29 protein-coding genes and 1 tRNA gene are annotated in these 22,581 nt (G+C 64.3%); 22 read left to right on the forward strand and 8 right to left on the reverse strand.

Annotated features, from left to right (window positions below; genetic code table 11):
* Nucleotides 1–43: 43 nt before the first annotated feature.
* Entirely contained in the window at nt 44–607 is a 564-nt protein-coding gene (gene ppa, locus ACE3TH_RS07380; protein WP_374598819.1) for an inorganic diphosphatase, read from the reverse strand.
* 143 nt (nt 608–750) lie between these two features.
* Here ppa and ACE3TH_RS07385 point away from each other — a divergent pair, with 143 nt between their 5' ends.
* On the forward strand, nt 751–1,437 hold the full coding sequence (locus tag ACE3TH_RS07385) for a DUF599 domain-containing protein (RefSeq protein WP_374598821.1): 687 nt from the start codon (nt 751–753) through the stop codon (nt 1,435–1,437).
* Nucleotides 1,438–1,695: 258 nt separating this feature from the next.
* On the opposite strand, the gene ACE3TH_RS07390 is transcribed toward ACE3TH_RS07385, so the two are convergent.
* Nucleotides 1,696–2,637 (reverse strand): N-formylglutamate amidohydrolase, encoded by a 942-nt coding sequence (locus tag ACE3TH_RS07390; protein WP_374598823.1) that lies wholly within the window; start codon nt 2,635–2,637, stop codon nt 1,696–1,698.
* 59 nt (nt 2,638–2,696) lie between these two features.
* Between ACE3TH_RS07390 and cpdR the strand changes: the two genes are divergently transcribed.
* From cpdR to ACE3TH_RS07405, 3 genes are all read left to right on the forward strand, one after another.
* On the forward strand, nt 2,697–3,056 hold the full coding sequence (gene cpdR / locus ACE3TH_RS07395; protein ID WP_296170203.1) for a cell cycle two-component system response regulator CpdR: 360 nt from the start codon (nt 2,697–2,699) through the stop codon (nt 3,054–3,056).
* A gap of 95 nt (nt 3,057–3,151) precedes the next feature.
* Nucleotides 3,152–3,226: transfer RNA gene (locus ACE3TH_RS07400), tRNA-Val, on the forward strand.
* A gap of 238 nt (nt 3,227–3,464) precedes the next feature.
* Nucleotides 3,465–3,788, forward strand: a complete 324-nt coding sequence (locus ACE3TH_RS07405) for a hypothetical protein (RefSeq protein ID WP_374598825.1) — start codon at nt 3,465–3,467, stop codon at nt 3,786–3,788.
* Nucleotides 3,789–3,841: 53 nt separating this feature from the next.
* Here ACE3TH_RS07405 and ACE3TH_RS07410 read toward each other — a convergent pair whose 3' ends face one another.
* Nucleotides 3,842–4,249: a helix-turn-helix domain-containing protein gene (locus tag ACE3TH_RS07410; RefSeq protein WP_045318677.1), complete on the reverse strand. Its 408-nt coding sequence runs from the start codon at nt 4,247–4,249 to the stop codon at nt 3,842–3,844.
* A gap of 77 nt (nt 4,250–4,326) precedes the next feature.
* Here ACE3TH_RS07410 and ACE3TH_RS07415 point away from each other — a divergent pair, with 77 nt between their 5' ends.
* The 5 genes from ACE3TH_RS07415 (at nt 4,327) to merA (ending at nt 8,433) form a co-directional block, all read left to right on the forward strand.
* A complete protein-coding gene (locus ACE3TH_RS07415; protein ID WP_021696242.1) occupies nt 4,327–4,722 on the forward strand; it encodes a mercuric transporter MerT family protein in 396 nt (131 codons plus the stop codon).
* A 12-nt stretch (nt 4,723–4,734) separates the two neighbouring features.
* A complete protein-coding gene (locus ACE3TH_RS07420; protein ID WP_021696243.1) occupies nt 4,735–5,064 on the forward strand; it encodes a cation transporter in 330 nt (109 codons plus the stop codon).
* A gap of 153 nt (nt 5,065–5,217) precedes the next feature.
* A complete protein-coding gene (gene merF, locus ACE3TH_RS07425) occupies nt 5,218–5,460 on the forward strand; it encodes a mercury resistance system transport protein MerF (RefSeq protein WP_021696244.1) in 243 nt (80 codons plus the stop codon).
* Nucleotides 5,461–5,525: 65 nt separating this feature from the next.
* Entirely contained in the window at nt 5,526–6,881 is a 1,356-nt protein-coding gene (locus ACE3TH_RS07430; RefSeq protein ID WP_021696245.1) for an NAD(P)/FAD-dependent oxidoreductase, read from the forward strand.
* A 67-nt stretch (nt 6,882–6,948) separates the two neighbouring features.
* Nucleotides 6,949–8,433 (forward strand): mercury(II) reductase, encoded by a 1,485-nt coding sequence (merA, locus tag ACE3TH_RS07435; RefSeq protein ID WP_021696246.1) that lies wholly within the window; start codon nt 6,949–6,951, stop codon nt 8,431–8,433.
* 245 nt (nt 8,434–8,678) lie between these two features.
* Here merA and ACE3TH_RS07440 read toward each other — a convergent pair whose 3' ends face one another.
* On the reverse strand, nt 8,679–9,425 hold the full coding sequence (locus tag ACE3TH_RS07440; protein ID WP_374598829.1) for an HNH endonuclease: 747 nt from the start codon (nt 9,423–9,425) through the stop codon (nt 8,679–8,681).
* Complete coding sequence (locus ACE3TH_RS07445) at nt 9,425–10,594, reverse strand: AAA family ATPase (RefSeq protein WP_374598831.1); 1,170 nt, start codon at nt 10,592–10,594, stop codon at nt 9,425–9,427. Before ACE3TH_RS07445 ends, ACE3TH_RS07440 begins: the two co-directional genes overlap by 1 nt.
* 503 nt (nt 10,595–11,097) lie before the next feature.
* On the opposite strand from ACE3TH_RS07445, the gene ACE3TH_RS07450 reads away from it, so the two are divergent.
* The 5 genes from ACE3TH_RS07450 to ACE3TH_RS07470 all read left to right on the forward strand — a co-directional run bounded on the left by ACE3TH_RS07450 (nt 11,098) and on the right by ACE3TH_RS07470 (nt 14,591).
* Nucleotides 11,098–11,511, forward strand: a complete 414-nt coding sequence (locus tag ACE3TH_RS07450) for a hypothetical protein (protein ID WP_374598833.1) — start codon at nt 11,098–11,100, stop codon at nt 11,509–11,511.
* Nucleotides 11,512–11,585: 74 nt separating this feature from the next.
* A complete protein-coding gene (locus ACE3TH_RS07455) occupies nt 11,586–12,215 on the forward strand; it encodes an SEC-C domain-containing protein (RefSeq protein WP_374598835.1) in 630 nt (209 codons plus the stop codon).
* A 2-nt stretch (nt 12,216–12,217) separates the two neighbouring features.
* Nucleotides 12,218–13,159 (forward strand): hypothetical protein, encoded by a 942-nt coding sequence (locus tag ACE3TH_RS07460; RefSeq protein WP_374598837.1) that lies wholly within the window; start codon nt 12,218–12,220, stop codon nt 13,157–13,159.
* 116 nt (nt 13,160–13,275) lie between these two features.
* Nucleotides 13,276–13,683, forward strand: a complete 408-nt coding sequence (locus tag ACE3TH_RS07465; RefSeq protein ID WP_368925549.1) for a hypothetical protein — start codon at nt 13,276–13,278, stop codon at nt 13,681–13,683.
* A complete protein-coding gene (locus ACE3TH_RS07470; protein WP_368925551.1) occupies nt 13,680–14,591 on the forward strand; it encodes a TerB family tellurite resistance protein in 912 nt (303 codons plus the stop codon). The genes ACE3TH_RS07465 and ACE3TH_RS07470 overlap by 4 nt, the downstream gene beginning before the upstream one ends.
* A gap of 13 nt (nt 14,592–14,604) precedes the next feature.
* Here the strand turns inward: ACE3TH_RS07470 and ACE3TH_RS07475 are convergent, their stop codons facing one another.
* Both ACE3TH_RS07475 and ACE3TH_RS07480 read right to left on the reverse strand, forming a co-directional pair.
* Nucleotides 14,605–14,787, reverse strand: a complete 183-nt coding sequence (locus ACE3TH_RS07475; RefSeq protein ID WP_368925553.1) for a hypothetical protein — start codon at nt 14,785–14,787, stop codon at nt 14,605–14,607.
* 55 nt (nt 14,788–14,842) lie between these two features.
* Nucleotides 14,843–17,206, reverse strand: coding sequence for a zinc dependent phospholipase C family protein (locus ACE3TH_RS07480; protein ID WP_374598840.1), 2,364 nt, complete (start codon nt 17,204–17,206; stop codon nt 14,843–14,845).
* 247 nt (nt 17,207–17,453) lie between these two features.
* On the opposite strand from ACE3TH_RS07480, the gene ACE3TH_RS07485 reads away from it, so the two are divergent.
* From ACE3TH_RS07485 to ACE3TH_RS07505, 5 genes are all read left to right on the forward strand, one after another.
* A complete protein-coding gene (locus ACE3TH_RS07485) occupies nt 17,454–18,797 on the forward strand; it encodes a DNA sulfur modification protein DndB (protein WP_368925558.1) in 1,344 nt (447 codons plus the stop codon).
* Between the two features lie 257 nt (nt 18,798–19,054).
* Nucleotides 19,055–19,321, forward strand: coding sequence for a DUF3892 domain-containing protein (locus tag ACE3TH_RS07490; RefSeq protein WP_128720652.1), 267 nt, complete (start codon nt 19,055–19,057; stop codon nt 19,319–19,321).
* Between the two features lie 169 nt (nt 19,322–19,490).
* Nucleotides 19,491–20,330 carry a hypothetical protein gene (locus ACE3TH_RS07495; RefSeq protein WP_374598842.1) on the forward strand — a complete coding sequence of 280 codons (840 nt, stop codon included), beginning with the start codon at nt 19,491–19,493 and terminating at the stop codon, nt 20,328–20,330.
* A gap of 186 nt (nt 20,331–20,516) precedes the next feature.
* Complete coding sequence (locus ACE3TH_RS07500; protein WP_368925562.1) at nt 20,517–21,248, forward strand: SOS response-associated peptidase; 732 nt, start codon at nt 20,517–20,519, stop codon at nt 21,246–21,248.
* Nucleotides 21,245–21,472 carry a hypothetical protein gene (locus tag ACE3TH_RS07505; RefSeq protein WP_368925564.1) on the forward strand — a complete coding sequence of 76 codons (228 nt, stop codon included), beginning with the start codon at nt 21,245–21,247 and terminating at the stop codon, nt 21,470–21,472. The genes ACE3TH_RS07500 and ACE3TH_RS07505 overlap by 4 nt, the downstream gene beginning before the upstream one ends.
* Here the strand turns inward: ACE3TH_RS07505 and ACE3TH_RS07510 are convergent.
* Nucleotides 21,469–21,717: a hypothetical protein gene (locus tag ACE3TH_RS07510; RefSeq protein ID WP_374598845.1), complete on the reverse strand. Its 249-nt coding sequence runs from the start codon at nt 21,715–21,717 to the stop codon at nt 21,469–21,471. The two genes, ACE3TH_RS07505 and ACE3TH_RS07510, sit on opposite strands and share 4 nt — an antisense overlap.
* A gap of 120 nt (nt 21,718–21,837) precedes the next feature.
* Between ACE3TH_RS07510 and ACE3TH_RS07515 the strand changes: the two genes are divergently transcribed.
* Genes ACE3TH_RS07515 through ACE3TH_RS07525 form a run of 3 tightly spaced genes read left to right on the forward strand, consistent with a single transcriptional unit; the run spans nt 21,838 to nt 22,569 of the window.
* Nucleotides 21,838–22,026, forward strand: a complete 189-nt coding sequence (locus ACE3TH_RS07515) for a hypothetical protein (protein WP_368925568.1) — start codon at nt 21,838–21,840, stop codon at nt 22,024–22,026.
* Nucleotides 22,026–22,301: a hypothetical protein gene (locus tag ACE3TH_RS07520; RefSeq protein WP_368925570.1), complete on the forward strand. Its 276-nt coding sequence runs from the start codon at nt 22,026–22,028 to the stop codon at nt 22,299–22,301. The genes ACE3TH_RS07515 and ACE3TH_RS07520 overlap by 1 nt, the downstream gene beginning before the upstream one ends.
* Before the next feature lies 1 nt (nt 22,302).
* Nucleotides 22,303–22,569 carry a hypothetical protein gene (locus tag ACE3TH_RS07525; RefSeq protein ID WP_368925572.1) on the forward strand — a complete coding sequence of 89 codons (267 nt, stop codon included), beginning with the start codon at nt 22,303–22,305 and terminating at the stop codon, nt 22,567–22,569.
* Nucleotides 22,570–22,581 lie beyond the last annotated feature (12 nt).

Below are 22,581 nucleotides of genomic sequence, written 5' to 3' on the forward strand. Positions count from 1 at the left end.
TTGAAGAGGGGCGAGGCCGTCGTGGCCTCGTCCCCTTTTTTTATCAGGCTGCGTTGGCGGCCTGGCCGTCGGCCTTCTGCTTGGCCTCATACGCCCGCATGCCCTCGGCGATCAGTTCCGCGGCCTCGCCGGCGTCGCCCCAGCGCTTGACCCTGACCGACTTGTTCTTCTCCAGGTCCTTGTAGCGTGTGAAGAAGTGCTCGATCTGCTCGACCAGGATCGCCGGCAGCTGACGATAGCTGGCGATGTCGGTGTAGTAGGGGTTCAGCTTGTCGACCGGCACGGCCAGGATCTTGTCGTCTCCGCCGGCCTCGTCTTCCATCATCAGCACGCCGATCGGGCGCGAGCGGATGACGCAGCCCGGCACCACCGGCGACGGGTTCAGCACGATCACGTCGCAGGGGTCGCCGTCGTCGGCCAGGGTATGCGGCACGAACCCATAGTTGCCCGGATAGTACATAGCCGTGTGCAGGAAGCGGTCGACGAACAGGGCACCAGAGTCCTTGTCCATCTCGTATTTCACCGGCAGGCCGCCCTGCGGGATCTCGATGATGACATTCAGGTCCCAGGGCGGATTGGGGCCGACGGGGATGGCGTCGATGTTCATGACGGGCTCAACTGTGGTGCACTGCAAGACGGGGAGGCGCGCGTGATAGGCTTCGCAGGGGCCATAGGCAAGCATTGCGGCCCCATGCCCTTGCCGCGCACCGTCCCAGACGGCAGGAAGTCCGGGACTGGAGACGTACGATCATGACCCTGCTGGACGGACTGGCCCTGACGCTCTTTCTGCTGTGCTGGCTGGGCTATGGGCCCTTCCTGACACTGCTGGCGCGCAGCAGCGGCTCGCTGAATGACGACATGACGGTGATCCGGCGCGTCTGGATGACAGCCATGACCCACCGCGAAGTCCGGCTTGTCGATAGCCAGCTGATGGGCCACTCCATCAATACCGCCAGCTTTTTCGCCTCGACCAACCTGCTGCTGATCGCGGCGGTGGCCAGCGTCCTGTTCGGCGGCGAGGCGGCCTTGCAGGGCTTTGCGGTGGTCGGGGCCGAACAGGTGCCGCTGAAGCTGATGGAGGCCAAGATGGCGCTGGTCCTGGTCTGCCTGGCGCGCGGCTTTCTGGATTTCATCTGGTCGATCCGCCAGCTGAACTATGCGCTGGCCCTGATCGGCGCGGCTCCGGAAGCGCACAGCGAAGCCGACCGGGTGGCGCTGGGCGAAGCGGCGACGGGCGTCATGAACCCGGCGCTGGCCGCGTTCAGCCAGGGCGTGCGGGGCTATTATTTCTCACTGGCTGCCGCCGCCTGGCTGTTCGGGCCGATATGGCTGGCGGCGGGCGTTGCCCTGACCACCGGTCTTCTGATCTGGCGACAGGCCGCATCGCCCGCAGCCAGGGCTTTGCGTAACGCACGGCGTCTGCTGGACTCGCGCTAGCGGCCGTGCGTTCGCATACGCGTGCCGCGCGGGGAGAAACTTGCCGCTGAAACCGGTTACGATGATCGCTGGAAGGCCAAACGTCCCGTTACATAGCGTTACTGCAGGTGCGAAATACCGACTTGACGGATTGTGCACCGCACACTAGCTTGATTTTCGACGCTTCGGCGTCATGCCCTTCCTGGGCGTTTCCTCCCTATAGACTTTCCAAGCCGCGCCTTCGGGCGCGGCCTTTTTTCTGCCCGCCACTCAAGTTGATCAGCCGTCGGTCAGCAGGGCGGAGATGACCCGCGCCACACCCTTTTCGCAACGCGACCACCCCGGCCCCGGCAACCGTGTCGCTTCGTCCAGATAAAGGGCGCGGTTCAGCTCGATCTGCACGGCGTGAAGGCCCTCGACCGGTCTCCCCCACGCCTGCGTCGTCCACCCACCCGCGTAGGGATGGTTCACCGCCACGCGCCACCCCAGGCTCTCGAACAGCGCCTTCAGCCGCCGGGTAAGGGCCGGATCGCAGGCCGTGCCGTGCCGGTCGCCCAGCACCACGTCGACGCCGCGCACCCCCGGGGCCGTTCGCGTCACCCTCGATGGCATGGAATGCCAGTCGATCAGTACGGCTGAGCCTTCCCGCGCCTGCGTCGCCTGCATCAGGTCCGCCAGGGCCTCATGGTAGGGCCGATGGACCCATGCGATCCGCGCGTCCGCCTCCGCCCGCGACAGCCTGCGGTCATAAAGAGGGTGCCCGTCCCCCGACAGCCGCGGCACCACCCCATAACCGGCCGAGGTCCGCAGCGTCGCCGCCCGGGCCTCCACGCCCTCGATCAAGACCGGATCGAGCTCTTCAGGGTCCCTGTTCAGATCCAGATAGGCCCGCCCAACAGTGGCGGCGATCACCGTTGCCCCTTTGTCTGGCCCCGAGGCGATTAATCGGTCGATCAAGGCATCCTCGGCGCTACGCAGCCCCGCCTCGTCCAGATGCGGCGACGCGGTCATGTCCGATGGATAGATCGTCCCGGAGTGCGGAGACGCAAAGACGAACCGCCCCGGCCGCGCGGCACGCGTGATGACGTAAGGCGCAGCGTCCGCCTCCCTGTCGTCCCGTGTCTCGCCACCCTGACCCATCCCGGAGCCATATCCTGTTTCGCCAGCTTGGAAACAGGCTCCATCCACAGCTTCCCCGCTCGCCCGACCGGTGATTTTCATGGCGGGTTTACCGTTCCGGGCGTAGCGTTACCGCTGAAACGACGGGACGATTTCCACATATGGCGCGTATTCTTCTGGCCGAGGACGACAGTTCGCTGCGCGGTTTTCTGACCCGCGCCCTGGAGCGGGCCGGTCATTCCGTGGTCGATTGCGAAAATGGCGACGACGCCATCGATGCCCTGGACCAGGGGCCGTGGGACCTGCTTTTGACCGACATCGTCATGCCCGGAGCCGATGGCATTGAGGTGGCCCGCGTCGCTGCGGCTCGCCAGCCCGGCATACGCATCATGTTCATCACCGGCTTCGCCGCCGTCGCCCTGACTGCAGCCCAGGCCAGCCCCCAGGCCAAGGTGCTGTCCAAGCCCGTCCACCTGCGCGACCTGGTCGGCGAGGTCGAAAAGATGGTCGCCGCCGCCTGACACAGGCACCTCGCCTGTTTGCCCTTGCGGACGTTGCACAGGTCAGGTTATAGACCGCGCCTTCCCGGCCCGGACCACTCCGGACCCGCCACGGCGGACGCGTAGCTCAGCGGGAGAGCACTACGTTGACATCGTAGGGGTCACAGGTTCAATCCCTGTCGCGTCCACCATTTTTCCTCAATGAAAACAGTTACTTACGAGATCAGTTGTTCCGGTCTCGGATGATTTTTTCAAGCGTCCGAGTTTAGTGGGGCGCTAGTGGGGCAATCGACGCAAAACTCGCTGAAACCGGGCGGGGCGTTTCGACCGGTTTCATCAGGAGTTTGACGCCGGTATCAGCGCTGAGCGGTGGCGTTTCGCCTAGTTTCACCGGGCAGCCCAATCGGTGCCGTGAGGATGAAGAGACCCATGGCCAAGCCGGCAGGACAACGCGGTTCATGGTTCGCCATCTGGAAGGGACAGAGCCTTCCCTGCGTCCATGCGTGCTGGTGCAGGACGAGCAAAGTGAAGATGACCTATGTCGATCCCTATGTCGGCATCGACCCCAAGTGGGGACCCTTCATCGAAGCGATCCGGTTGGGAACGGTGATCCTCACCAATGATGACCTGGGTGCGGACGGCCAACCGGTTCGTCGGACCTCCTATGTGGCCAGTTATCGTGTTCAGAATGTTCAGGTGATCGGGTCGAACCTGGCGTTCGAGTTCGTCGAGCGGCTCGACAATTTCACCTGATCGACAGCCGGTTCTGACTCATTTCAGACCTTACCAGGGTCCGCTCTGCGCCCTCAGTCTGACGTAAGCGCCTCCAGAACCGGGCATTCCGGTACTTCCCCGCCCGAGCATTTCGCGGCGGCGTTGGCGAGGATCCGTTCCATCCGCCGCAGATCGGCAATCTTGGCGCGCACATCCTCCAGCTGCACTTCGGTCTTGTGTTTGACCTCGGCACAGGTCTGGGTCCCGGTGTCTGTCAGCGCCAGCAGCGAGCGGGTCTCCTCCATCGAGAAGCCGATATCCCGCGCACGCAGGATGAACCGTAACCGCTGCGTCAGGTCTGGCGAATAGACCCGGTAACCGTTGGCCGAACGAGGCGGCGGGGGCAGCAGTCCGACCTTCTCGTAATAGCGGATGGTTTCGAGGTTGCACCCGGTCAGCTTCGCCAATTGGGCCCGCAACAAGCCCGTCTGAAGCACCATGAAAAAAGCCCTTGTGTCTGTAGCAACTACAGGGATTACGCTGAAATCAGTCAGAAAGAAATCGAGAGAACTTATCGATGTTTTCAGCACCGGAGCCGGAGCCACCGGCATCAACGCCGGACGAGGGCGCGAAGCAGGGCCGATGGATCGCGGGCGGCGCGCTGATCGGCGCGGTGCTGGCGTCGGCCTGCTGCATCGTTCCGCTGGTGCTGGTCATGCTTGGCATTTCAGGGGCGTGGATCGCCAACCTGACGGCGCTTGAGCCGTACAAACCCTATGTCGCCGCCGTCACCCTGGCCCTGCTCGGCTACGGGTTCTGGCACGTCTATTTCAAGCCGAAGCCGCCCTGCGAGGACGGGACCTACTGCGCTCGCCCGCAATCGGCGCGGACCACGAAACTGGCCCTTTGGTTCGGGTTGGCCGTCGTCATCATCGCGCTCACCCTCAACTGGTGGGCTCCCTATTTTTACTGAGAGGAAAGACCCATGAAAAAGACATTTCTGATCGGCCTGGCCGTTGTGGCCGTGGCTGGCGTCGGTGCCGCCGTCGCGTTTGATGGACCGGCACAGAACCGTCCGGCGGCGACCGCCGCTGCCCAGCAGCAGACGACTTTCGCCATTGAGCACATGACCTGCGCCACCTGCCCGATCACGGTGCGCAGGGCGATGGAGAGCGTGCCGGGCGTCAACTCGGTCGAAGTGGACTTCGCCGCAAAGACGGCCCGCGCCACCTACGACCCGGCGCGCGCCACGGCCGCGCAGATCGCGGCCGCCTCGACCAATGCCGGCTATCCCGCCCGCGTCGTACAAAACTAGGCCCCGCAGGCAACAAGACGGCCTTCATCGGCGCCAGAGCTCCCGCCCCCCCGCATGGGGGTGGGACCAGGCCACCAACGCAATGCATCGCGTGCATCCCGGCCTCGGGCTGCAGCCGGGGAAGGCTGCGCGTCTTCAGGATCAAACGGCGTTATGGCTGACAAGGCTGACAAGACGGACGGGACCGACAGCCTGCTGCTGCGGATGGGGGTGATCGGCACCGTCATTGTGGCGCTGTGCTGCTTTGCTCCGGTGCTGGTGGTGCTGCTGGGCGTCGTCGGGCTTTCTGCGCTGACGGGCTGGCTCGATGTTGTGCTGCTGCCCGCGCTGGCCGTGTTCGCCGCGTTGACGGTCTATGCCGTCTGGCGGCGTCGGCGGCGGATGAAGACCACCTGATCGACGGCCCACCGGACAGCGCCGATCGTCAGAGGCTGCAGGCCCCCGAAATGGAGAAGACTGACATGACCGACACATATGACTACGACCTGATCGTGATCGGGGCCGGGACCGGCGGCAACGGCGTCGCCCGGATGACGGCGGCGGCGGGGTGGAAAGTCGCCAGCATCGACAGCCTGCCCTACGGCGGCACCTGTGCGCTGCGGGGCTGTGATCCCAAGAAAATGCTGATTGCCGTCACCGAAGGCGTGGACTGGGCCCACACCATGGCCGGCAAGGGCCTGGAGGCGCGGCCCTCGGTCAACTGGCCCGAGATGATGGCGTTCAAGCGCACCTTCACCGACGCCATGCCGTCGCGCATCGAAGCGGGCTTCCGCAAGGCCGGAATCACCCCGCTGCATGGCGAAGCACGCTTCATCGGGCGCGATACGATCACGCTAAACGGCGAGACCCTGCGCGCGAAGCATTTCCACATCGCCACCGGCGCACGGCCGATGACGCTGAACATTCCCGGCGAGGACCTGCTGACGACCAGCACGGAATTTCTGGAGTTGTCCGAGCGCCCCGACAGGATCGTCTTTGTCGGCGGGGGGTTCATCGCCATGGAGTTCGCCCATATCGCCCAACGCGCCGGAGCCAGCGCCGTCACGGTTCTGGAAATGGCCGGGCGGCCGCTCGGGCCCTTCGACGCCGATCTGGTGGCGATGCTGGTGGAGGCCTCGACCGAACTGGGCATCGACGTGCAGACCGAGGCGAAAGTCCTCAAGGTCGAGAAGCAGGGCGACGAATTCGCCGTGTCCTATGAAACGCCGTCCGGCATCCAGGTGCTGACCTGCGATCTGGTGGTCCATGCGACCGGTCGCGTGCCCAATATCGACCATCTGAACCTGCCGGCTGCAGGGGTGGACGCCGGGAAGCGCGGAATCAAGGTCGACGCCGCCATGCGTACCACCAATCCCGCCATTTTCGCCGCCGGGGATTGTGCCGACAGCGGGCTGAACCTGACCCCGGTCTCGGCCTATGAAGGGCGGATCGCGGGCAAGAACCTTCTGGCCGGGAAGGACGCACGGCTCGTGTCCTATCCGCCGATACCCAGCGTGGTCTTCACCCTGCCGCCGGTCGCGACCGTGGGGCTGTCCGAGACGGCGGCGACGGAAAAGGGTCTGGAGTTCGATACGCATTTCGAGAAGACCTCCGGCTGGTATTCGTCGATGCGGGTCGGGGCGACCACGAGCGGATTCAAGGTGCTGGTGGAACAGAAAACCGGCTTGATCCTCGGCGCGCATCTGATCGGGCCGGGGGCCGAGGAACAGATCAATCTGTTCGCCATGGCCATGGGCGCGGGGCTCACCGCCAACCAGATCAAGGCCATGATTTTTGCCTACCCCAGCTTCGCCTCGGACATCGGATCGATGGTCTGAGGCCACTCACGCGCGCGTCGGCTGAACCCATGACACTACTGGCCCACCCAACAGAACGGACTGCACGATGAACAAGCCCGCAAAGGACCTCGACTGCTGTTCGGGTACCGCGAAAAAATCCGGCCATGCGAGTTTCGACGTCGCCGTCATCGGCGCGGGGTCGGCGGGATTCTCCGCCGCGATCACCGCAGCCGATCTGGGTGCCCGGGTGGCGCTGGTCGGCCATGGGACGATCGGCGGCACCTGCGTCAATGTCGGCTGCGTCCCGTCCAAGACATTGATCCGGGCCGCTGAAGCGGTTCATGCCGGCCAGGCTTCCCGTCGGTTTCCCGGCCTGGGGGGCAGCCTCAAGCTGGAAGACTGGGCTGCGCTCGCGGCCTCGAAGGATGAGCTGGTCGCGGGTCTGCGGCAGAAGAAATATGTCGACCTGCTGCCGGCCTATCCGGGCGTGACCTATGTCGAAGGCCGGGCGCGCTTTGTCGACGGCAGGTTGCTCGTCGATGATGCACCGATGCCGGTCGGCAAGATTATTCTGGCGATGGGCGCGCGCGCCGCCGTTCCCGAAATTCCGGGGCTGGATAGCGTCCCGTGGCTCACTAGCACTTCGGCGCTGGCGCTTGAACGTTTGCCCCGGTCGCTGCTGGTGATCGGCGGTGGGGTAGTCGGTGTTGAACTGGGACAGATGTTCGCCCGGCTTGGCGTGGCCGTCACGATCTGTTGCCGCAGCCGGCTGTTGCCCGACATGGACCCGGAGTTCAGCGTCGCCCTTAAGACCTATCTGGAGGCGGAGGGTATCAGGGTGTGCACCGGGGTCGGCTACCAGCGGATTGTGCACGCGAAGCACGGGATCGAACTCACCTGCGACCGTCCGCCCGGCAAGGGCGCGGCGCGCGACCGGGATGCGGCGGTCGAGGTCATCGCCGCAGAGCAGGTGCTGATCGCGACGGGCCGCCAGCCGAACAGTGACGGCATGGGACTGGAGTCACGGGGCGTCGCATTGTCCCGCCATGGCGGGATCGTCGTCGATGCCCATCTCGAGACCACGGCCCCAGGCGTCTACGCAGCCGGGGACGTCACCGGGCGTGACCAGTTCGTCTATATGGCGGCCTATGCCGCGAAGCTGGCCGCGCGCAACGCCGTCGGCGGCAATGACCATCGCTACGACAACAGCACCATGCCGGCGGTGGTATTCACCGACCCGCAGGTCGCGAGTGTCGGCCTTACTGAAACGGCGGCGAGGGCGCGCGGACTGGATATCAAGGTGTCCTTGCTCGCACTCAATCAGGTGCCCCGGGCACTGGCAGCGCGCGACACACGCGGGCTCATCAAACTGATCGCCGACAAGACGACGGACCGCCTTCTCGGCGGGCAGATCATGGCCCCCGAAGGCGCGGACGCAATTCAGACGATGGTGCTGGCGATCAAACACGGCATGACGGCCGCCGAGCTGGGGGCGACGATCTTCCCCTATCTGACCACGGTCGAAGGTCTGAAACTCGCCGCACAGACCTTCGACATGGATGTAGCAAAGCTCTCCTGCTGTGCGGGGTGAAGCGAGCAATTTGGGCCGCTGCCTCACCCCCGAGCATCAGGTGACGGTCGGGTAGTGCATCGCGGCGGAGAATGTTGTTGTCCGCAATAGAGCGGATTCCCGTGTTTGGCACTCGGAGAGGTCACAGGCATTCGATAGCCCGGAGCCTCGATTGGAATGTCGTCTTGTTGGCGGGCAGTTGGTGTCCGCTCTTGGCGCAGTACCGCCCCTCGCGTTCCGGCTCTGCTTTCTGCTGCGGTGTTGCATCAAGTGAGAGATGCGGCCGTCGCTATGTCATCGGCCGCTCTAAGCTCAGCACTCCAGTCGCCGGCGGCCTCCATCGCCGCTTTGAGGGCGGCGTAGGCGGGGCTGCGTGTCATGACTGTCGCGATGACGGCGCTGAACGGCGCGTCCGATCCCGCCTTCGCAACAGCGTCTCGTACAGCTCGAACGACGCCTCGACGTCGGTGCAAGGATGCGTTTACCGGCAGGCTGACATATCGGTCTAGAAGGTCTTCCAGCTTTCGCTTGAAGGCCTCGCCGATCTTGTAGCGTTTCACCCCCAGCCGATCGATGTCGTCGAGGCCGATCTCCAGGATTGTGATCTCACCGACCGGTGTGCGGCCTAGGGGCCGGTAGGCCTCGTCCAGCTGAATATGTATGGGAGGCGCCATGATGGTTGGATCCACCATCATCTGGCCAGCCGGGGCGACGTCCCAATCCCCTTTCTTCGCGTTGCATCGACGGCATGCGGGCAGGAGATTTTCCCAGGCAAGAACGCGACCCGGATAATGCCCCTTGGCGTAAAAATGTTCTACCTCGAGATAGGCCGGACCTTCACCAAGCCGGACCTCGCAATAGGCGCACTTACCGCTCGACAGTTCGGACAGAGCTCTCTTGATCTCGTCCACGTTCCAAACGGCGCTGCCATCGAGAGCAAAGCGAGCGACACCTTCGGCGACAAAAACCGGCGAGAGCACAGGCGGAGCATCGGGTCGATTCAGGCGGATCATCAGAGCGTGTCGATCTCGATGATCTGTCGGACAACGCTTGACGGATGCAACGCCCGCAAAAGCCGCGTCTTGGCGGCCTTAATCGCAACCTCGTCCTGTTTGGTGACCGCCGTCTCATACGCCTCCATCATTTGCGCAAAGGCGGGCGGACGCGGATCGTCCATTCCCATGACATCCCGCAGGATTTCCTCGACCGTCCAGCCGATCAGGCCGAACTCGGCGTCGACGCCATCTAGATGCCGCGGGGTAGAGCCATGGCGAGGCAGGATGATGAGGTTGTCCGGTCGCGCATGTTGGACCATGTGAGGACTGTGGGTCGTAACCACCATCTGGGCGCGCGGGTAGGCGGCCTCGAGCGCGCGCAGCATGGGACCGTGCCAAGTTGGATGCAGGTGAAGGTCGAGTTCATCCACCATGATCAGACCCGTGAAATCTTCCGCGGCCACCTCAAGCTTCCTGAATTCGAGCTCCTTCAGTATTCCGAAGATGAGACCATACGAGGTACGAAATCCTGCCGACATGTATTCGAACGGGATCATACCCGATGGTGTGTTGAGCAGGATATCAAACGTCGAGCTATCGACGTGACTGAGCTCCACCTCAGCGTCTAAAAGAGAGAAAAAGGTCTTCGCCAAGGCAAGGTTGGACCGCCTATAGTTCGGCCATTTGGCACCGTGCGGTTCCATCAAATATCGGTTGGCAAACCACTGTTTGACGTCCGAAACCGAAATGCCATTCAACAACTGCTGCTGGTACTCATGAGACTGCTTGTCAGGATCCCGCATTACGCCGCCCAAGGCGGTGTAGGCGAAGTCCCGGCTGCTTTTCACATAGATTAGATCAGCCGCTGCATTTTGCTTCAGGCCGAACGGCTGCATGTTGTCGCTCGGAGCGAAGTTGGTAAGTTCGCCAGATCCGCCGAATGACTGCGACTGGTAGATGGCGGTGTAGTCAAGAACGCCACGGTCGCTCCCGGCCCGGCGCCGAAGCGCACCCATCGAATAGTTGGCGATGAATACGGACCCGATAGCGTCGAGCACAGTCGTTTTGCCGACGCCGTTCGGGCCGCAGATGATATTCAGCCTGGGGCCAAAATTAATTTCCATCTCACGAAAACCGCCGACGTCGCGGAGGTGTAGATGTTCGATACGGAGTTGGGTGTCAGTCACATAAAACCTCATCCGTTGGGGCGATGGATTACGCACAAATTTGCGGTAGCAAACGCTCGGCGACGGGCATTGTGGGCATCGCCAGGCGAATGCATGCAGGCCGCCCCTGACGGTAGGGTCGCAATTTGCAAATCGACGTTCAACCCTTGAATCGCCACCGGCGCGATTGCTCCCCGAAGGTCGCCAATCGGGCGTGCTGCCAATGTCCGGTCTTGGCGCGTTGGAGACGCCAGATGACGCGACCATGGAGACTCGAAACGCAGTCTGATCATTTGCGGTTGGCGACTTTGGCCATCAGGATTAGCGAACGCGACGCCGACTTCAGCCCTCCACCGGCGATCTTAGGGTTCAACGCGTCGGCCGCAGATTTCGGCGGATGTCAATCTCCGAGCCTGTTGATGCGATTGGACGGAGTTCGGCCACCCCCCCGACCCCAGACATCGTTAGGCTGCATCACGCTCGTATGTAACAACTGTCCAGCGACTGAGAGGAAACGCGAACCTATGACTGTCCCAACCGGCGTGTTCATCTTCGTAGAGGCAAGCGATGCTCAGGCGTCACTGCTGGCCGAGCGCTTTTTGGAAGAAGGCCAGTGGTACGACATCGGCAAGGGCTGGCGGGCCCGTGCGGACGGGGCGCACGTGACGGGGATGAAGTCACACGTCCATGTCTACCTCAAGAAAGACGAGCGGTTCGTGATCAACACGGACGGTACGCCGAGCCACGGGTCCGACTTGTCTACCTTGCCGAACAAGATTCGCGTCGCACTTCAGAACCGGTCCCTGATCGAGTCCATGATCGAGGAAGCGCTCGGGGAGCGTGGTTGTCCGGTCCCGCCAGAAGTGATTTCGGAGGCTGCCGTTCGCTGGGACAGGGCCAGGCTGATCGATCGCGCGCAGCAGATCCTCAAGAGGTGACGCCGGTGGGAGGGGCTTAGGGGCGACGAGCAGCGGGAGGGCGTATGTATTCGCGAGTCAGTGAAGAACGCTTCGTGAGCAATCTTCTGCGGACGCCTGCGGAGATCACGCCCGACGTCATGGCGCTTTGCGCGGACATCAACCCGACAGCGACGCCGACGTTCGTCGCCTACCGCCCCGGGTCTGAAAGCCTGCCGCAAGAATGCTACGGCAACGTCGAGCGACAGGTGGCCAGCCAAGGTGGAGAGTACGTCGTCGGCTGGGCGATCTGGGAGCGGCCGGAGCTCTGGGTCGAAGCCGAACACCATGCCGTCTGGCGAGGGCCCGACGGGCTGGTCGATATCACGCCCCACGGCATCCAGATCGATCGGGTGCTGTTTCTTCCCGATCCGACTGCGCCATATGCCGGTCCCAACGCGCCGCGGCGACCCAACCGCCGGAGGCTTCTCGAGCATGGCGGGCTAGCTCGGGCCTTCCTTGCAGCGATCGACGCTCGGAACCTGTGGTTCGAACAGTTTCCGGCCGGCGAGTTGCGTGATCTCTCTCGGGACCAGATTGCTGAGCTCAGGAACCTGGAGAACGACGCGAGCCTTGCCTCGGCCGATCTGCTGATCGCTCATGCGAACATCAAACGCCGGAACGACCGTTGCCTCTGCGGCAGCGGCCGCAAGTTCAAGACCTGCTGCATGTCGGAGTTCGACTGACTGTGCAGGTGGTCTATCTCGATCAGAACAAATGGGTGGACGTCGCGCGGGCGGTTTACGATCCGGAGCGCCACGCTCTTTTGCATGCAACACTGACAGCGCTCTGTCCCGCGCTTGATCGCGGAGACCTCGTGTTCCCGCTGTCGATGTCCACCCTCTATGAGACCTACAAGATTGGCGATCCGGACCGCCGGCACAGGATGGCCCATGTCCAGGCGACGTTCAGCCAAGGGCGGGTTTTCAGAGGCAGACAGGCGCGGCTCGAGGTCGAGGCCTCAGCCGTCTTTCGCGCCGCAGGAGGTCTGACAGATCTTCCGGTGGTGGACGGATGGTTCTTGTCTGACGTCTTCCTCGAAGCCTTTCTCGAGTTGTCCGATGGACGCTACGAGGAACTGGTTCCGGCGCCGGTGGTGCATGCGATCCGGCAAGAGCCCGCCCGGTTCACCTATGACTGGATCATGGAAGCCGACGCCGATCGCCGGGCCGAGGGCGTCGGCATGTTCAGTCGGGGGGCAGCGGAACTGCTTCGGCGGATAGAGACGCGCCGTGTAGCGTGGGCCGACCAATCGGGGGCCGTTCGCAAACGCGCCTACGGTGCGACGATGCTGATCGACGACCTGGATTTCCTGCTCTCGGTCGCGCGTGAGGTCGGCCTGCCCTGGTCTTCAGTGAGCGACATGGGCGAAAAGGCCGCCAAAGCCTTGATCCGCAACTGCCCGACGTTGAACGCGGAACGCGAGATGACCACACGCCTCGAAGGTCAGTCGCGCGATCTGACCGAGAACGATACGCGAGACATGTTCGCCTACACCGCCGCGGTGCCCTATGCCGATCTGGTGATCGGAGAGAACCAGTTCATCAATCTGGCCCGTCAAGGCGGCCTTGACCGGCTCTACGGAACCCGACTGACCTCCGACATCCAAGTGCTGGCCGAATTGATCTGACCCGCCTGTCGCCGTGGATGGCCCTTGGATCGCGCGCCGGTTGCCGAGCCTCACAGGTCCGGGTAGCTGTTCAAAAAAGGGCGGCTTGGACCGCCCTTCAATGGGGTGTGAGCAGAATGACCGAAGCGACCGGTGGTGCGTTGCGCGTCGATCGTGCCGCGATCAGTCGGCGGATCGAGCGTCTGGAGGCGTCAGCCGACATGAAGGCGCTGCTTGCGTCCCTGGTCGACACGACCATCGTCGTCGGCGGCAAGATTATCGACCTTGGCGCGCGTGTGGTCGCCTTCGTGTTCGAGTTGGCCAAGGCCTATCCGGGGGTCGCGTTTGGTGTGGTGGCCGCCCTTGTCCTCTCCTACCTGATCAGTTCCATCCCTGTGGTCGGGCCGGTGCTCGCGCCAGTCCTGACCCCGCTGCTTCTGATCGTCGGCATTAGCTTTGGGGCGCTGGATGATCTGACCGACGGCGGCATGCGCCACCGGCTCAAGGGTCTGGGTGATCAACTGCGGGCTTCGGGCGTCGCATGAGCTGCAAGACCCGGACGGAGCCTGAGGTTTCGGCTTTCGGTGACGACCTCGAATGCGTTGTCGCGGACTCCCTGAAGTTCAAGCGCAAGCTGCGGATCGGCGAGGACGCCTACGCGATCCTGCGGGCGAAGAAGGGGATCCAGAGCCTGTACGACGTCGCCGGCGTGGCGATGACGGCGGGCGCCGCCGCGGCCTCGCCGATCGTGGCTGGGACCTTTTTCGCCTCATCGGCCGGCTGGCTTTCGATCATTGGTATCGGCGCCGCGACGACGCCTGTCGGTTGGGTGATCGCGGCGGCAGTCGCGACAGGCGGCGCCTACTACGGCGTCTCCCGTCTGGTCCGGAAGCAGACCGACGCCATGGTCGATACGATCCCGCGCTTCATCAACACGCCGATCGATCTTTTGGGCATGGAACTGTTCGACCTGATCGGTGCGCTCGCGGTTCGTGTCGCCTCCATCGACGGAGACGTAGATCCGGCCGAGCGTGAGGCCATCGCCCGTCACTTCGTCGAGGAGTGGGGCTATGACCCGGCTTACGTCGCCCAGGCGCTCGAGGTTCTGATCGCCAACACCGGCGACGTGCCGATCAAGGGTATCGCCAAGGCGCTCGCCGAGTTCCAGGCCGCGAGCCCCGACTGCAACGGCGCGGCGATGCAGGCGGAACTGCTGGCCTTCCTGCGTCAGGTGGTCGAGGCCGACGGTCGCCTGGACGAGCGTGAGGAACTGGCGATGGACGGGATCGAAGCGACCTTCCGCGCCGAGAGGACGATGACCCTGGGCAAGGTCGCCAAGTCCGTGTCGGAATTCGGCGGTCGGGCCGGCGCCGCCGTCGCCCGTCTGAAGCCGAAGGGGCCGAAGTCGTCGAAACCGCCGAAGCTGCCGCGGATGATCGCCGAAGAGCCCTGACGGACCGGGCAGCCTAGTTCTGGAACGGGCGGCCCCTGTCGCCCAGGACGACCCATCCAGCGTTCGTGGGTCGCACGCCCTTGCCGTGACGCTCGGCCAGACCGAGCACGATCAGGCGCGCCGTGGCGTCGGGGTCCGGCGTGCGCTCCGAATCCACAAGGTTCAGCAAGGCGTCGAGTCGTTCGGCGTCAGTCATCCTTCGGTGCATAGCGGGGATGTCGGGGCAGGGCCGAACGTCCGTTTCGGCGACTTTAGCGGAGGCAGCCCGCCTGAAGTCGAGTCAACCGTCCGTCCTCGCGACCCAGGCAGCGATCAAGCTGTTCGGTCCAGGCCCGACGCAGGGCGGCGCCGGCATCGTCCACGGCTCTCTGACCAGGTGACCTGACTTCTGGACAGAGTTCAGTGCGTTCGGGGCCTGACAACCCGGGGCGGAACGGGTCGCCGTCGCACGGCCGGAAGGGGTAGAGGTTGACGCCGTACTCCACCCGGCGAAGGATCTGGCCCTCATAGGGACCCGGGAACAGTGCGGCGAAAGCCGTCCGCCGCAGGTTGGGGGTGCGGTAGAAGGGAAACCCTGGCCGCGCCTGATCGATCACCGGGTCGAGTGGGACTGTCGCCACTACGTCACGCGCGCGCTCGGCTGGATATCCGGCGCCGTGGGTGGGGGTGCCGGTAGCGAGGCCCCGCGCGAGCGGAGGCGGCAGGGAGATGGTCGTCCACTGTTGCGAGCCGTCCAGGGATCGGGCCATGTCCAGCACCACGGAGTAGCGGCCGCTTTGGCTGGGGCTGCCGAGGGCAGGGCGTTCGCCGGACCAGTCGAAGGCGAGATCGCTGACCTCCTGGCGGCCCACGAGCGCCAGTTTGCCAAGAGTGACGGCATGCTGGACCGGCACGACCCGGGCCGGATCGAAGAACTCGCCGGCGCCGTCGCCGCCCGCCGGCCGGTCCCGGCAAGGTTCGTCCGGGAGGATCTCGTCGTTTCCGCCCTTCTGGGTCAGCAGGCCCAGATCGACGTCGATGAAGTCGCTGACGCACTGGAAGGTGATCTGGCCATTGCGACCGGCCCGGAACGTCGCGTTCATGTCCGAACGGGTCACGCGGATGGGCTCCAGCATGCCTTCGCCCAGTTCCACCGCGGCCGGGTTCACCTGCTCGGCCAGCCCCAGAAGGATGTCGTTGCGGAGGTCTTCCGCCCAGTCCTGCAGACGCAGATAGGTGAACAGAAGTCCGCGAGGCGCCCGGCCGATGCCGGTGCGCAGGGCGACGTCCGACAGGCTGTCATCCACCTCCAGACTGGCCAAGCGGGCGCACCGCGCATCGGCCGCCTCGATCGGATCACCGGAGAAGACCGGGCCGTAGCAGTCCCACCAGGCCTTGTAAGGCTGGCTGGTTGAACGCCGGCGATGCTCCGGCGTGGGATAGGGCTCGCTGTTCCGCACCATGATCCGCGCGGATGCGAGACTGGCCTGCATATAGGCTTCCACGGCGAGGCGAACATCATCCCGCCATTGTGGAGCGAAGGCCGCGATCGCCTTGGTCTCCTCCCTTGCCCTCATCGCCTCGAGATACGCCGCGCGGGTGGCGACCAGACGCTGGTGACGGGCTGACGGAAGGGTCGCCAGCCACGTGTCGCGTTCGTTGACCGCCTGGTCATGCCAGGGGATATGGGATCGCAAGGCGTCAGCGCGATCCAGTTCGGCCTCGGCGGCGGCCTGCGCTTCGGGAGTGCAGACATTCGGAGCGGCGGACCGGGACGACCAGGTCAGGGTCACGCCGCGAGCCGCGGCCTCGGCCTGGACATACTGGCCATAAGCGTCGGCGAGGCGGTGGGTGGCCACAATATCGGCGCAGACGGCCGCATCCGCTTCCCGGCTGGAGACCTCCAGCATGGCCCACATCGCGGTCATGTGCGTGGCGGGGGCGGCCCGGCCGACCTTGACCGCCAAGAGGGCGGCCGCCTGTTGGGCGGCGGGCCCCGGGCCTCTCCCGAAAGCCCTGAGGTCGGCCTCGGTCAGGTTGAAGTCGCCGGGAACATAGGAGGTCTCCACCATGGCCCGGACGAGCAGGCCTGACGGGACTCTCAGTTCGTCGACGGGGGCCTGATAGCTGAGGTGCTGATCGATGTACTTTTCGAGCTGGAAGTGCCGCTTTTCGACATCCTTGTGCCAGCGGGCCGTGAGTTCGAAGACGCCGCCGGCGTAGTTGTTGACGTAGCTGTGGGCGAAGGTGTCTCCGGCCGCATGGATGAGTTGGCCATAGGCGAAGGCGACCTCTTCAGGCGTCCGCGCCGTTTCCAGCACATGCTGGAGCCAGTCGGCGGTCTGACGTCCGTCGGGCGTGCCGGGGTGCACATAGTTCTGGCCCACGAGCAGGTCCGGAAAGGCGTCCGGTCCGATGGCGCCGGCGAGGAAAGCGCCACGGTTGTTCCGGATTGCCTGGCAGAGTGCGGGCTCGATGGGAGCGGATCGGCCGCCGACGCCCACAAGACAGTCCTGATTGACATCCTGCCAGACCTGATCGGCGATGTAGAGGTGGGTTCTTAGGCCGAAGGCATGGCCAGGCGTCGCCGCTGACAATGCTGCGATAGTCACACCAACCGCCAAGATCGCCCGCATAGGTCCCTCCGCTCCACCCTCAGGTTGATCCTGAGAACGACGTTCTGTCTAGCGCGTCCCTGAAAACCGATCCGCACGGCCCTCCCTGGTTGGAGACCGCCAGTCAAAAGGAGGTGGTCGGAAGCCGACGCTTCGCAGAAAAGCACCTATCTTCTTCGTTGCGACTTCGTAGCTGTTTACAGACGAAATCCGAGGTGCTAGGACGCGGCTAAGCCGTGATTTGTCTGCGGCGCTACGGAGCTTTCCCATGGCCATGTTCACCAAGAATGTCGTGATCGGCGACATTCACCGCGTGAAGCGCCCCGGCATCGGGGCCGTATTCGTCGGCAAAATCACCATCGGCGACCTGGCGCAGGCGCTGTCTGACGGGGACATCAAGTACGCGCCCAAGTACCAGCGTGGCATGAAGGTGTCCGAGGACAACGTCTACGACGCCGACAGCCTGATCGACATCCACAGCGACAAGCTGCTGATTGAGAGCAAGCGCGCCGAGGCCATGGCCGCGAAATATCTGATGGCTCTGTCCGGCGAGGGCGATCGCATGCTGTTCAACCCGGACGTCATCTGGAACGCCCGGCGCGAGCCGAACCGGCCGGCGGCCGATTACGACGAGAAAAACCGTCGCCTGACGCTCCACTCCACGATCACCGTGCCCGACAGTGCTCACCGGCACTACGCCTACTACCTGCTCAAGCAATGGAAGACGGACAGCGAGACCGTTCCCGACGAGGTGGTGATCGCCGAGGACGGCGAGACGGTCGACAAGGACAGCCTCGTCCGCTGGCTGGAGGGCTTCGATCCGGACGATGCAGAGGAAAGCGCCATCCTGGTGCAGGTCTTCAACGTGCCCCGCGAGATGGAGGGCAAGCTGTTCGACGAATACAATGTCGAGGGCAAGAAGCCGTCGACCTCGGCATCGATCGACATGTTCTCCGACAAGACCGCGAGCCGTCGCTTCGTGGCCGAACTGCAGAGGAAATGCGAGATCTTCGGTCCGAGCGAAGTCGAAACCCGCGCGAACACCATCGCCGCCGCCTCGCGCAAGATCACGACGGTGTCGACGCTGGACGTCGCCATCAAGCCGTTCAACGTCAAGCTCCGGGGCCTCGAGAAGCAGAAGGAGGCCTACGCCGACCTGATCGCCTTCTTCTGCGCCTTCTACACCGTCTGGGCCGAACACTTCCCGGCCTTCCTGCCCACGGCTTCCGGCAAGGCCCGTCAGGATCTGCGCAAGACCTCCTTCGCGATGTCGAACATCATGTTCTTCCCGATGTTCCGTCTCGCGTTCGAGATCTGGGAGGACTTCAACAAGGCCGGGAAGAACTGGCGGGAGTCGACCGACTGGCGCGAAGGTCTGGCCCGTCTGGCTGGCGACATCACCATCGACGGCCAGTTCACCGGCCCGTTTATGGCCCGGGACAGTGAGGACCCCTACCAGCAGGGCAACCCCGGCTGGCAAGGCAAGATCCTGGTTCAGAAGTTCGATGGCCAGGGCAAGCCGCAGGGCTGGAGCCTGAGCAGCACCCGCCAGACCCGGGACACCGCCTATCACTACATCCTCGAGCAGTTCAGCGGCGTGACGCCGAACTGAGCCGAGAGCCCTTCAGCAAGGAGATTCAGCGCCCAGACACCCAGGCATTCCGTTTCGGATCGACCGCGCGACGCGGTTCGCCAGGAAACGACCGGAGAGGAGACGGCCCCAGTTTTTGGAAGGACCCGGGCCGCCACCCCCTCCCAACGACGCTGACGCGACGCTGCACATTGTCCCTATCAGGCCCATCGCTGCGTGCAAGGCCGGGGACCTGTCGCGCCAGCTCTCAATCCAACACATCTATGAGAGAGATTGATATGGCCGACGTTCGCGTCACCTGCATCACCAAGCAAGACCGGGACAGCAAGCACGAGGGGATCACCCACCTGGGTGGCTCGGGCTGGTACTGGACCCGGGCCCAGGTCATCGCTTCGATCGAAGCGAAGACCAACACCTTCTACACCTTGGTCAACGGCAACCGTGGCGACATCGGCGTCGTCAACGGGCCGAACGGCAAGTACCTGCGCACCTATGCCGACGGCCGCGCGAACGACAACCTCCTGTCGCTCCCGTCCTGCGCCTGAGCGTGATGCCGAAGGGGTCGGCGGTTGGGCCTGAGGCCTGGCCGCCGATCCCTGCGATTCAACCCGGCGCCGATTTTCGTAACCGATACCGTAATGCCCGCGGGCGATCCGCGCGCCCTTTCAATGTGTACCCATGACCCAGCCCCAACCCCATCCTGAACGACCCGCAGTGACCGGTCGCCACCTCGCCCTCGCCGCTGCCATGGACTTCGAAGCCTTCTTCGAGCCGGGCCAGGCCCCTCACGTCAACGTCGTCGTCGGGACCGTCGGCGCGCCCACCATCCGGGCGATCAAGGATGCGGTGGTGATCCTCCTGCCGAAGGACATGGCCGATCAGGTCGTCGACTCGCCGATGACGATGTTCCTCCACCTGTTCGCACTGGGTCACGAGATCGCACACCTGGTTCACCAACACCTGCACGGCGCCAGCGGACAGCCGATCGAGGACTATCGTGGCCTCGAGATGTGGGCTGACTTCTACGGCGCGAAAGTCGCCATGGCGCTCGTCACCTATGGGGGGACGATCCATCGCCTGACCGCCGACTTCTATCCGGGCGAGACGAACAAGTTCACGTGCCTGAAAGACGTCGGAGACGCCCTCGGCCGTCTCGCTGAGACCTGGTACGCCGACCCATCGCCCCGCTATGCGTCGCGTCTGGTTCGCGTGGGTCTCGCCTACAACGGCATCATGAGCTTCCTGCGGCACCACCTTGGCCCGGAGTTCGAGAACCACCTGTACGAGTCCGTGTTTCGGGTCATCTATCGGTCCGACACCCTCGCCAAGTTTGTGATCCTTGAAGGTGAGTCGGTCACTGTCGATGAGGAGCCCATCCACCGCTCCGCCTTGTGGCATCGGGACATGCAGGGCGATGCGGCCGCGTTGATTCCGGGCTTCCGGCCCGAACTCCTGAACATCCTGCACACGACGTTCGACCAGACCGAGGAAGAGATCGAGGAGTCGCGCGCAAAACGGCTGAAGGAACTGCGAGACGCCGGGTTTGATGTCTGACCCCTGCGGCCTCAAGACGCCGGGGGGCGGCTCTTCGTCGTTCGGCGTCTTCGATCGCTCGGACTTCCGCGGTTTGACTGGCGTTGCTGGCAGCGGGGTCGGGGTTGAATTGTTGCGGGCGGATGAGGGGCCGCCAGCGTGACGGGCCCCGCTTAACAACCGGTGGCGGTCATGTAGGGTCACGACATGTGCAATCTCTACAGCTTGTCGCACCGTCTGCAGGCCATCCTCGAGATGGTGGCCGCGATGACCAAGGACATCGGCAATTTCGGGCCGATGCCGGGCATCTTCCCGGACTATTCCGCGCCGATCTTGCGCGTCCAGGCGGATGGCCCGCTGGAGCTGGCCATGGCCCGCTGGGGCATGCCGAGCAGCAAACGGGCCTTGTTCGAGGCGGCGACGAAACGGGCGGACAAGGTTCGGGCCAAGGGCGGGGCGGTCGATTTCGACGAACTGCTGCGGATGGAGCCTGACAAGGGCACGACCAACATCCGGCGAACCGAAAGCCGACACTGGTGGCCTTGGCTGGGGCCGCAGAACCGTTGTCTGGTCCCGTTCACATCCTTCAACGAGCCCGACCAGGTCAATCGGACCGAAAGTGTCTGGTTCGCACTGGGCGAGGACCGGCCGCTGGCCTTCTTCGCCGGTGTCTGGACGCCTCAAGCCTGCGTCCGGAAGATCAGCACCGGTTGGGAAGAGTTCGAAGCTTTCGGCTTCCTGACCACCGACGCCAGTCCGGATGTCGCGCCGTTCCATCCCAAGGCGATGCCGGTCATCCTGACGACGGCCGAAGAACGGGATGTCTGGATGCGGGCGCCTCAGGACGAGGCGCTGGCCCTGCAGCGTCCGCTGCCGGCGGGCGCCCTGACCATCGTTCAGCGCGGCGGCAAACGGGATCCGCTGGAGGCCGAGGCTTGAGCGATGACGACGACGCGCCGCTGCGTCCGGTGGTTCAGTTCAGCGCCGGCGTGGTGGACGAGGCCGTGGCCCTGGAGCTGGTCGCGGCCGAGACCGTCGAACAGCTTCTGCTGCTGGAAGGGCGGACCAGCCGTTTCGTGTTCACGCCCGACGCGGCGATCGAGATCGGCCAGGCGCTGATCGAGCGCGGCGAGCTGGCGAAGAGGACGGGATCGCTGAACTAGGCGCGGTCGGGCGACACCATCTCCAGGACCTCGACGTCCGGGATGCCGCACCGCAGGGGCGCCACTAACACCGTCCGACCGATCGAGACGGCAAGATCGCGTGCCCGTGTCATCGCTCGCTCATGGTTCCAAAGCTGGGCGCGTTCGAACGGGACGAAGTCTCCGTTGTCGTTCGCATAGCCGACGGACCCGCTCTTCAGGCGGCCTCCGAAGATGACCAACTCGGCGTCGGTCTGATCGGTCATGACCTTCATATAGGCGATCCTCTCCGGAACTTCCACAGAATGTTCCGGTTTTGTTCTTGTGATCATTCCGTCCGTGTGGTGGAAGCGATCCGGGTCGGAGCAGCATGAGGAGAGACGGCGATGGGCGCAGTTCCCACCCCCGATACCGTGACGCTCGACCATCTGGTCGCCGACCTGTGGGCCAGGGGTTCCGACGGGCAGGGGCGCGTGCGAGCCCTGCTCGACGCCATAGACGCCGTGGCGCCCGGCGCGGTCGATCAGGTCCAGGCGCGACGCATCGGCCGACTTCTGGGTCTGGCGCCGCTCTGATGATCGCCGATCGTGAACCGAAGATGGCGCGGGAGGACATCCCGCCGCCCGTGGGCCGCCGCATGGTCGTTCGCTGTCTGGCCAAGGCCTGCGGACATGCCGCCCTGATCGATCAGCGCCGTTACTTCTCGGACGCTCGCGACTGGCCCAGGGAAGGCGCGTCCACCCGTTTCCGCTGTGTATGCGGGAGCCGGCAGGCGACGGTGGCCTATACCCGCGACGCCTATGCGGCCGAGGGCACGATCCATCCGGCCGCCCTGGCCCTGTGGTTCTGACATGGCCCAGCGAAATCCGCAGGAGCGCATCCTGCATCTGCGTCGGTTTCGGTCCCTGCCGAATGACGGCTCTCAAACGCTCTACTGCGTCCTGAGCTATTCGGGCGGGCTGTTCGACCATCTGAGTTTCCTGTCGCCAGGTCAGTACCCGGAGTTCACCGGCGAGGAGGCCTGGATGCGGGTGCACTGGTGGTCGAAGGTCAAACACAAGGTCATCGAGCAGGTCGCCGACAAGGCCGGCAATCCGATGCCTGGCCATGGGGCATAATCCCCGCTTCCG

Source organism: Brevundimonas sp. (assembly GCF_041919755.1).
Taxonomy (GTDB): Bacteria; Pseudomonadota; Alphaproteobacteria; order Caulobacterales; family Caulobacteraceae; genus Brevundimonas.

Bases quoted from the DNA above. Each gene is read 5' to 3' on its own strand.
- ppa (WP_374598819.1), bottom strand. From the start codon at position 607: ATGAACATCGACGCCATCCCCGTCGGCCCCAATCCGCCCTGGGACCTG.
- ACE3TH_RS07385 (WP_374598821.1), top strand. From the start codon at position 751: ATGACCCTGCTGGACGGACTGGCCCTGACGCTCTTTCTGCTGTGCTGG.
- ACE3TH_RS07390 (WP_374598823.1), bottom strand. From the start codon at position 2,637: ATGAAAATCACCGGTCGGGCGAGCGGGGAAGCTGTGGATGGAGCCTGT.
- cpdR (WP_296170203.1), top strand. From the start codon at position 2,697: ATGGCGCGTATTCTTCTGGCCGAGGACGACAGTTCGCTGCGCGGTTTT.
- ACE3TH_RS07405 (WP_374598825.1), top strand. From the start codon at position 3,465: ATGGCCAAGCCGGCAGGACAACGCGGTTCATGGTTCGCCATCTGGAAG.
- ACE3TH_RS07410 (WP_045318677.1), bottom strand. From the start codon at position 4,249: ATGGTGCTTCAGACGGGCTTGTTGCGGGCCCAATTGGCGAAGCTGACC.
- ACE3TH_RS07415 (WP_021696242.1), top strand. From the start codon at position 4,327: ATGTTTTCAGCACCGGAGCCGGAGCCACCGGCATCAACGCCGGACGAG.
- ACE3TH_RS07420 (WP_021696243.1), top strand. From the start codon at position 4,735: ATGAAAAAGACATTTCTGATCGGCCTGGCCGTTGTGGCCGTGGCTGGC.
- merF (WP_021696244.1), top strand. From the start codon at position 5,218: ATGGCTGACAAGGCTGACAAGACGGACGGGACCGACAGCCTGCTGCTG.
- ACE3TH_RS07430 (WP_021696245.1), top strand. From the start codon at position 5,526: ATGACCGACACATATGACTACGACCTGATCGTGATCGGGGCCGGGACC.
- merA (WP_021696246.1), top strand. From the start codon at position 6,949: ATGAACAAGCCCGCAAAGGACCTCGACTGCTGTTCGGGTACCGCGAAA.
- ACE3TH_RS07440 (WP_374598829.1), bottom strand. From the start codon at position 9,425: ATGATCCGCCTGAATCGACCCGATGCTCCGCCTGTGCTCTCGCCGGTT.
- ACE3TH_RS07450 (WP_374598833.1), top strand. From the start codon at position 11,098: ATGACTGTCCCAACCGGCGTGTTCATCTTCGTAGAGGCAAGCGATGCT.
- ACE3TH_RS07465 (WP_368925549.1), top strand. From the start codon at position 13,276: ATGACCGAAGCGACCGGTGGTGCGTTGCGCGTCGATCGTGCCGCGATC.
- ACE3TH_RS07470 (WP_368925551.1), top strand. From the start codon at position 13,680: ATGAGCTGCAAGACCCGGACGGAGCCTGAGGTTTCGGCTTTCGGTGAC.
- ACE3TH_RS07475 (WP_368925553.1), bottom strand. From the start codon at position 14,787: ATGACTGACGCCGAACGACTCGACGCCTTGCTGAACCTTGTGGATTCG.
- ACE3TH_RS07480 (WP_374598840.1), bottom strand. From the start codon at position 17,206: ATGCGGGCGATCTTGGCGGTTGGTGTGACTATCGCAGCATTGTCAGCG.
- ACE3TH_RS07485 (WP_368925558.1), top strand. From the start codon at position 17,454: ATGGCCATGTTCACCAAGAATGTCGTGATCGGCGACATTCACCGCGTG.
- ACE3TH_RS07490 (WP_128720652.1), top strand. From the start codon at position 19,055: ATGGCCGACGTTCGCGTCACCTGCATCACCAAGCAAGACCGGGACAGC.
- ACE3TH_RS07500 (WP_368925562.1), top strand. From the start codon at position 20,517: ATGTGCAATCTCTACAGCTTGTCGCACCGTCTGCAGGCCATCCTCGAG.
- ACE3TH_RS07510 (WP_374598845.1), bottom strand. From the start codon at position 21,717: ATGACCGATCAGACCGACGCCGAGTTGGTCATCTTCGGAGGCCGCCTG.
- ACE3TH_RS07515 (WP_368925568.1), top strand. From the start codon at position 21,838: ATGGGCGCAGTTCCCACCCCCGATACCGTGACGCTCGACCATCTGGTC.
- ACE3TH_RS07520 (WP_368925570.1), top strand. From the start codon at position 22,026: ATGATCGCCGATCGTGAACCGAAGATGGCGCGGGAGGACATCCCGCCG.
- ACE3TH_RS07525 (WP_368925572.1), top strand. From the start codon at position 22,303: ATGGCCCAGCGAAATCCGCAGGAGCGCATCCTGCATCTGCGTCGGTTT.